A 4,573-nucleotide genomic window follows, 5' to 3' on the forward strand; every position below is an offset into this window, starting at 1 on the left:
GAACCGCTTAGGACTTACCTGGCTGAAAGAGGATTAACAACTGGAATTCTAAGGGATAAAGTCATTCATAGGAACCTTGTAACAAAGATTAACGAGGACAAGCCCGTAAGCTTATCGACTATTGAAGCCGTCTGCCTCGAATTGGACGTGCCTATCGAAAAGGTTGTCCGTATTCTTCCAAATCCGCCCGAATGACGATGGAATCGGCGACGTTATGTGGTATAATTTCCTTCGTAAAGCGCGTCATTTTGCTTTGCGGAGGTGTTTATCTCGCAGTATTCGGTCGTCAATTGCCGGATAAAGGAACTGTGTTATAGACGTGGTTATACGCTTATCCAACTCGCAGAAATGGTCGGTATCTCAAAAACGCAGCTTTCCGATTACATAGCGCTTAGAAACGTCCCTAACGTTGAAATGGCGTATTCTATTGCGCGCTGCCTCGACTGCCCGGTCGAAGCTTTATATAATTGGCGTCCTTTATCCGGTAGCAACACGGAGGGTTAAGACAACCTCCGCCGACCAAAAGTTCGGATATTCCCGAACCTCACGTTAATACTTACCGCCTCCGCACGACTAACAACTCGCTTAAGAGCGTCCTCACCTTTCGCCATCAATAATTCATTCGCATCCTTAAATCCTTCCGTTATATAACCGTGCGCAAGCCTGACTTTGCCGCGCATCTTTAGTTCGACCTCCTTCCGCAATTTCTCACCGGCTTCGTCGTTGTCAGATACTACTATTAAATATTCGATCGGCGACTGCGCAATTATGTCCGCCTTCCGGTCGGAAAATTTACTGCCGCCCGTCGCAATGCCGCAAAAGCCCGCCGTTCGCCACGAATGCGCATCGATTTCAGCTTCTGCTAACACGGCTACTTTGGCGCGCTCAGCATAAACGGTTTCGATTCCGTAGATTAATTCACGGATCGGCAATCCGTCTTTTGCGTACCAAAACACTTTATTACGGGTCGATCGGTATTTTACGTTTGCCAGGCGCTTATTAGGCAGCCGCCACGGTATCACTACCGTTTGTCCGGTTAGACCTACGCCTGCTTTGCGCTGGACTTCTTCGCTTATTCCGCGGTTAGTTAAGTAAGCGCTGGGGCCGATTTTAACGTCCGCCAATAAATCCTCGGCTAATGGCCGCCTAGGCTCAACGATTTTTAAACGAGGAACACGGAGTTTTAGGCGTTCAGTACCTTCGCCAGTACCATAAGTCTCGGCGAGGTACAAAACCGTTTCTTCTTCGGTTTCTTCACGTAGGAACGCAAGTAACTTAATGAAGCCGCCGCGTTCGCCTGTGCCACTGTCTCCAAAGTATCCGGCCTTTGCGTTATCCGTATCCTCGTAGTATACGTAAAAGCTAGGAGTTCGGTCGTCGCGAAAAGGGCTTGCCGCCGTTAAACGGTCAGCGTGCCACGTTGGACGATCCCATTCGTATTGTTCTAACTCTTCTCGAATATCAACATCCGTCGGGACGCCATTGATCGTAAGAATAGACATGTATATACTACTCCTTTCGTTATATTACACTATTCTTATGTGTTTTTCCGTCGCAATTTGTCGAAAATATTCAGATATTTACGGTGTAATTCATGGTAGTCGTTCCATTTAAAACCATTCACCTAGAATCCGAACTCTTCTAGCGCAGTCTCTCCGGCCGCCACTTGCTTGATTAGTCCGACTTGCGGCAGATATACAATTTCTACGACTTCATCCTCGCCACCATCTCGCCCCTTATTGACGCCAATTAAGCCGCGGCCTTCCCGTACGTTCGTGTCAACCGGAATTAATACAGCAGCGTCTTGAAGTAGGGCAGACGTTTTCATGACGTCCTTACGTTTCGGCAACTTAATTTCACGATTTCCGTCCTCGTCTTCAGTCGCGTCATCTTCTCCGGCTTGTGTAATGGCGAAAATGACAACGTCCATCGTACCGGCTAAACGGCGCATCTTTTTGGACGTATCGGCAGCCGCACCGCCTGTCGTTTTATTCGAGTTAGATTCGTAGTCGAGGTAGTAAAACGGGTCGATCATAACCACGTCTGCATTCGTTTGTTCAATGTCCGCTTTAAGGTCTTTTAACGAACGAGAATCGAAGTCCTTGTCATCTACGGCACGCACCGTAATAGACCCGGCTATTAGTGTATTCAATGTCGCGATAAATTCCATAAAGCCCGCCTCGAACTCTTCCGATAACTTGCCTTGGCGGACGTCCCTCGAATCAAAGCCGGCTTCCATTTGCTGGCCGTCGATTTCGGTTAAAGCAACGCCTTGATCACCCGAAAGTGATACGTAGATTCGTACGAGGACCTCAAACCATCCCATCTCCATCGACCAAATAAGAACATTCGCGCCTTGAACTGCGCAATTAATCGATTCTTCAAGCGTAATGGCCGACTTGCCGCGCCCTGACTTTCCGTAAACTACGTACATGTTCGAGCTGACGTATCCGCCTATCGCCTTATTAAGCGCTGGAAATTTGCTGTTCCATATGCGGAAAGACTCGCCAGCCTTCCGCTTTTCGTATTCGGCTCGGAACTTATCGACGTCTGTCACGACGTTTGTTCCTACCGTTTTACGAACGCTTGTTCTTATTTTACTCCGTTCCGCGACTTCGGTCAACCAATCAAAAAATTCCTGCGGATTACCTCCGTCCTGTGCGCGGTTGAATCGCTGAATAAATTCCGAATCGGCTTTTTTGACTCCGTTGGCGCCGTACTTATCGTTGAATATTTCGGTAAAGTCGTTTAACGCAGCCGTTTCCTTCGCCTTCTGCGCCAGGTACTCGAACGTTGCGTCGATACTGAATTCCGGCTGGAATGTCGGCACCTCGGTCGCTACCATCTCGGCGGTAGGCGCTTGATTCCCGTTCTTTTCCGCATAGTCGCTGATATATTCGAAGGCTGCCCGTTCGCCGTCCGTTTGGAAATCCTTGCGTGTCAAGCCGTAGCGCAATAAAGCCGACGGGTCGTTCGCTTCGATTACTTTCGATAAAAGACTAGTTCCGAAACTCATCGGCGATCAGCTCCCTCGACAGCCAGTTTCTCCATTACTTCGTCCATCTTCGCTTTAAACGCTAAGTCACCCGTCTTGTCATACTGCGCCTTGTTCCAGTTGTAAATATCGAGCAAGTTATCGGTTTGTGCCGCCGCATCCTTACGTTCTTGCTTACGCTTTTCCGCCTCAATCGCGCTGAGCTGTCTCGGTGTTTTCGGCTGTTCTTTTGCCGCCATATCATCCGCCTCCGTTTCGTAGTTTATTAGATAAACGGTACTTCTAGCCGGCGGATAGTCTTCGAGGTTGAAGTCTGCCAAGTAATCCTCCGCTACAAGCGCGTTAGCTAATAACGTCATGTCGGCCTCGAACGCCTCCAGCCATTCGCCATTTATTGCGTCGTATAAGTCGTATTCAATAAAGTTAAAGACGGCCTCTTTCGACGTTTCCTCGATGTAGCGAGCGCAATCAACGTAGAAGACGCGTCCTTTATAGCCTTCGACCGAAACTAGGTCGCCAGTTTTATAAGCCGGCGTATGGTCCGCAAATTCAAGCGCATCAAGTTTATCGAAGATAGCGAGTTTGGCTGCACCCTCTCCGTTAGCCAACGAATCCGCAACGAGTAGGTCACGTAAGTATTGAATTTCCGTTAATGATAATCCGCTCATTTACAGCCGCCTCCTTTTTGATCCGCCCGCGAAGACGATTTCTTTGCACTGGTCGGCGATCCGATCCGCCAGCCTCGCTTCTCCGAATACTTCCGGTAGATCCGCCATTTTTATATTCGACGTGTAAACGGTCGGCATACGATTCGTCACGCGGCGGTTAATTACGGTGTGTAAATCGCCGCGAAATCCGTCCGTTGCGTCTCGTACTCCTATATCATCTAGGACGGCGAACGGCGCTCGTTTTGCTGCTTCTAGCGCGGCATAATAACGTTTTGCTGCCGGCTCTGCGATTGCGTCGGGTACTCGCGGTCTATTAAACTCGTTGTATTCGTTTTGCCACGCATTAACATCGAGAAAGTACGCCGGACGCTGGTCGGGATGTATGCCGCGCTTCAAGGCACCGATGTAATGAACCGTTAAGTATTCGTTTAGCAAAGCCGCAGCCGTCGTAGTTTTGCCGGTTCCTGATTTCGCGCTATATAAATACAGCGATTTAATGCGTTCGGCTTCGGCGTCAAATTGACGCTCAAACGTCTTCGCATAAGTATCCGCCGCCTTATAAGCTCCAGGCTGATCAGCGCGTGCCGGCGAGTTCTTCAACGTCACTAGCCGATAGTCTTCCGCTAAACCAGCCGCCCCCGACCGACCGCCTCCGCCATCTAATCCGTGCAAGCCGAGGTATAGTTCGCAGTGTTTCGAACAATTAACGCCGCCGGCTTGGGCGCATTTGCTTGCGAGTAGGCACCGTGATTCATTCGTCATTCATAGTCGCCTCCTTTCGGTCAATTCGTTTACGTAAAGTCCGTTCGTGCTTTGAGCGCATCTTTTTATCTTCGCCTTTAACGCGAGGCTTCGGAAACATTCCGTCTCGAGTGAAATCGTATCCGCTATAGTTCTTGAAAGTCTGCGT

At 49.3% G+C, this 4,573-nt stretch carries 4 protein-coding genes; all 4 read right to left on the reverse strand.

What is annotated here, in order from left to right:
- Nucleotides 1-500: 500 nt before the first annotated feature.
- Entirely contained in the window at nt 501-1,502 is a 1,002-nt protein-coding gene (locus V7L95_RS04185) for a toprim domain-containing protein (RefSeq protein WP_340968182.1), read from the reverse strand.
- Between the two features lie 122 nt (nt 1,503-1,624).
- The gene (locus V7L95_RS04190) at nt 1,625-3,016 is read right to left on the reverse strand and encodes a DnaB-like helicase C-terminal domain-containing protein (RefSeq protein WP_340968185.1); all 1,392 of its coding nucleotides are present in this window, start codon (nt 3,014-3,016) and stop codon (nt 1,625-1,627) included.
- On the reverse strand, nt 3,013-3,663 hold the full coding sequence (locus V7L95_RS04195) for a hypothetical protein (RefSeq protein ID WP_340968188.1): 651 nt from the start codon (nt 3,661-3,663) through the stop codon (nt 3,013-3,015). Before V7L95_RS04195 ends, V7L95_RS04190 begins: the two co-directional genes overlap by 4 nt.
- Nucleotides 3,664-4,425, reverse strand: coding sequence for an ATP-binding protein (locus V7L95_RS04200; RefSeq protein WP_340968190.1), 762 nt, complete (start codon nt 4,423-4,425; stop codon nt 3,664-3,666).
- Nucleotides 4,426-4,573 lie beyond the last annotated feature (148 nt).

The organism is Bacillus sp. PPSBB_11, from assembly GCF_038023285.1.
GTDB lineage: Bacteria > Bacillota > Bacilli > Bacillales > Bacillaceae > Bacillus > Bacillus altitudinis.